At 66.4% G+C, this 3647-nt stretch carries 4 protein-coding genes; all 4 read right to left on the reverse strand.

Going from position 1 to position 3647, the window contains the following annotated elements:
• Positions 1–25 precede the first annotated feature (25 nt).
• Positions 26–613 carry a TetR/AcrR family transcriptional regulator gene (locus Y706_RS0108900; protein ID WP_028276328.1) on the reverse strand — a complete coding sequence of 196 codons (588 nt, stop codon included), beginning with the start codon at positions 611–613 and terminating at the stop codon, positions 26–28.
• A gap of 22 nt (positions 614–635) precedes the next feature.
• Entirely contained in the window at positions 636–3056 is a 2421-nt protein-coding gene (locus tag Y706_RS0108905; RefSeq protein ID WP_028276329.1) for an ATP-binding cassette domain-containing protein, read from the reverse strand.
• A complete protein-coding gene (locus Y706_RS0108910) occupies positions 2996–3253 on the reverse strand; it encodes a hypothetical protein (RefSeq protein WP_028276330.1) in 258 nt (85 codons plus the stop codon). The genes Y706_RS0108905 and Y706_RS0108910 overlap by 61 nt, the downstream gene beginning before the upstream one ends.
• A 104-nt stretch (positions 3254–3357) precedes the next feature.
• Positions 3358–3647, reverse strand: a 290-nt coding sequence (locus Y706_RS24490) for a VOC family protein (protein WP_043435555.1), incomplete at its 5' end; no start/stop codon positions are given.

The following is a 3647-nucleotide window of genomic DNA, read 5'->3' on the forward strand; positions in this document are numbered from 1 at the left end:
CAGGCTGCGCCCCGGCGTTGCCGGCTCACTCAGCCAGCAGGAAGCACCAGTTCTCGACCATCAGATCCAGTGAAGTATCGCGGTCCACGGTCCAGCCGAGCCGCATCCAGCGCCGGGAAAAGAACTCCAGTTCGCCGAAGGCCAGCGCGCACCGGACCCGGCGGCTGGCCGGGTCAAAACGCCCGGCGCTGTCGAGGCCCGCCTGCATGTCATCGATCGCCGTGTCGAACCACTGGTCCAAAGCCGCCTGGATGTCCGGTTCGCTGGCCGCGGCCTGGTGAGCCGCCACCACATAGGGGCGGATGTCGGCCCACTGGTCAAATTTCCGGGCCAGCCAGACCCTGATCAGCTCACGGTCCCCGGACTCCACCACCGAATGCAGCGGCGGGACATCGGCCTCCGTCAGCATCTCGTTGGACCGCTCGACGAGCGAGCGCATGAGCTGGGCTTTGGACGGAAAATGCGAATAGAAGGTTGCCCTGGTGGTGCCCACGGCAGCGGAAATGTCATCCACAGTGGTGGCGGCGAACCCTTTCTCCTCGAAAAGCTCCAGCCCCTTGTCGAGGAAAAGCCGGCGGGTCATCTGCTTTTGAGCGTCTCGAATGCTTGCCACGCCCCCAGATTAGTCCCCCGATTCACCGCATTCGTTCACTTGATGCCGTTTTAGCCACTGAACCGACGTAGGCCGCCAGGTGCTCGCCGGTGAGGGTGGAGCGGGCGGCCACAAGGCTGCCGGGCGTGCCCTCGAAAACGATCCGGCCGCCGTCGTGCCCGGCGCCGGGACCAAGGTCGATGATCCAGTCGGCGTGCGCCATGACTGCCTGGTGGTGCTCGATGACGATGACCGATTTGCCGGAGTCGACGAGCCGGTCCAGGAGTCCCAACAGGTTCTGGACGTCGGCGAGATGCAGACCGGTGGTGGGCTCGTCGAGGACGTAGACGTCACCCTTCTCCGCCATCTGGGTGGCGAGCTTGACGCGCTGCCGCTCGCCACCGGACAGCGTGGTGAGCGGCTGGCCCAGGGTGAGGTAGCCGAGCCCGACGTCGACGAGCCGGTCGAGGATCTTGTGGGCCGCCGGGGTGCGGGCCTGCCCTTCGCTGAAGAACACCTCGGCCTCGGTCATCGACATGGCCAGCACCTCGGAAATATTCCGGCCACCCAACGTGTACTCCAGAACTGCTGCCTGGAACCGCCGTCCCTCGCAGTCCTCGCACGTGGATTCGACGGTGGCCATGACACCGAGCTCGGTGAAGATGACACCCGCGCCGTTGCAGGTGGGGCATGCACCCTCCGAATTGGAGCTGAAGAGCGCCGGCTTCACTCCGTTGGCCTTCGCGAACGCCTTGCGGATCGGCTCGAGGAGGCCCGTGTACGTCGCAGGGTTGCTGCGCCGCGAACCCTTGATGGCGCCCTGGTCGATCACTACCACACCGTCCCGGCCGTCCACCGAACCGTGAATCAGCGAGCTCTTGCCCGAACCTGCAACACCCGTGACGACGCAGAGCACGCCGAGCGGGACGTCGACGTCCACATCCTTGAGGTTGTGCGTCGAGGCGCCCCGCACCTCGAGCGTGCCGGACGGGGTGCGCACGGAGTCCTTCAACCTGGCCCGGTCGTCGAGGTGCCGCCCGGTGATGGTGTCGCTCGCCCGCAGGCCTCCCACGGTTCCCTCGAAGCACACGCTGCCGCCCGCGGTACCCGCGCCGGGGCCAAGGTCAATGACGTGGTCGGCGATGGCGATGGTCTCCGGCTTGTGCTCGACGACGAGTACGGTGTTGCCCTTGTCCCGCAGCTGCAGCAGCAGCTGGTTCATCCGTTCGATGTCATGCGGGTGCAGGCCGATCGTCGGCTCGTCAAAGACGTAGGTGATGTCTGTGAGGGACGAGCCCAGGTGCCGGATCATTTTGGTGCGCTGGGCCTCGCCGCCGGACAGGGTGCCCGCCGGCCGGTCCAGCGAGAGGTAACCCAGCCCGATTTCGGCGAACGAGTCGAGCAGGTGCTGCAGGCCTTTCAGCAGGGGTGCGACGGAAGGGGCGTCAAGCTCGCGGATCCATGCGGCGAGGTCGCTGATCTGCATCTCGCAGAGGTCCGCGATGTTCTTGCCCTGGATCTTCGCGGACCTGGCCTCCGGGCTCAGCCGGGTGCCGTCGCACTCGGGGCAGGTCTGGAACGTGATGGCGCGTTCCACGAAGGCCCGGATGTGCGGCTGCATGGCGTCGACGTCCTTGGAGAGCATCGATTTTTGGATCTTCGGGATCACGCCCTCGTAGGTCAGATTGATGCCCTCGACCTTGATCTTGGTGGGCTCCTTGTAGAGGAGGTCGTGCATTTCCTTCTTGGTGAACTTCGCGATCGGCTTGTCCATGTCGAAGCCGGCGCCGCTGAAGATCCGGCCGTACCAGCCGTCCATGCTGTAGCCGGGGATCGTCAGGGCACCCTCGCTGAGCGACTTGCTGTCGTCGTACAACGCGGTGAGGTCGAAGTCCGAAACCGCGCCCATCCCCTCGCAGCGTGCGCACATGCCGCCAAGGTAGACCACATCGCGCACCACGCTCCGCTCGACCCGGCCGCCGGCTTTCTCGGTACTCATCACCCCGCTCGCCTTGCGCGTCGGGACGTTGAAGGAAAAGGCAGTCGGTGGCCCGATGCGGGGCATGCCCAGGCGGCTGAAGAGGATCCGGAGCATGGCGTTCGCGTCGGTGGCGGTGCCGACGGTGGATCGGGGGTTGGCGCCCATCCGCTCCTGGTCAACGATGATCGCCGTCGTCAGCCCCTCGAGGAGGTCCACCTCGGGCCGTGCCAGGTTGGGCATGAAGCCCTGCACAAACGCACTGTAGGTCTCGTTGATCATCCGCTGCGACTCGGCGGCGATGGTGGCGAACACCAGCGAGCTCTTGCCCGAGCCGGACACGCCGGTGAACACCGTCAAGCGGCGCTTCGGGATCTCGACGCTGATGTCCTTGAGGTTGTTCTCCCGTGCGCCCTGCACGCGGATCAGGTCGTGGCTGTCCGCTTCATGCAGCTCGGGCGGCTGCGTGTCCGTGCTCGTGGCAATGCGGCGATGGTGGCGAACACCAGCGAGCTCTTGCCCGAGCCGGACACGCCGGTGAACACCGTCAAGCGGCGCTTCGGGATCTCGACGCTGATGTCCTTGAGGTTGTTCTCCCGTGCGCCCTGCACGCGGATCAGGTCGTGGCTGTCCGCTTCATGCAGCTCGGGCGGCTGCGTGTCCGTGCTCGTGGCAATGCTCATCGTGTCTCCATCTGTTGGGCGGGGCAGCCCCACGCGTCCCCGTCGTCGTCGACTGGCTCTATCTAACCAGCTGGCGGCTGGTCCGGCGGTGGCCGGCGGCCACCTTAGATCGGCTGCTGGATGCGGATCAGGTTGCCCGCGGGATCGCGGAAGGCGCAGTCGCGCACCCCGTAGGCCTGCTCTGTCGGTTCCTGGACCACCTCGGCGCCGCTGGCCTGCAGCCGCTCGAAGGTGGCGTCGACGTCCTTGGTGGCCAGGAGGATGCGCGCATAGGTGCCCTTGGCCATCATCTCGTCGATGGTGCCGCGCTCTTCGTCGGTGACGCCGGGATCGGCGGCCGGCGGTTCCAGCACGATTGATGTGTCCGGCTGGCCGGCGGGGCCGACCGTGATCC

This window comes from Arthrobacter sp. I3, assembly GCF_000520575.1.
Classification (GTDB): Bacteria; Actinomycetota; Actinomycetes; order Actinomycetales; family Micrococcaceae; genus Arthrobacter; species Arthrobacter humicola_A.

Coding starts and splice junctions, on each gene's coding strand:
- Y706_RS0108910 (WP_028276330.1), bottom strand. CDS start 3,253: ATGAGCATTGCCACGAGCACGGACACGCAGCCGCCCGAGCTGCATGAA.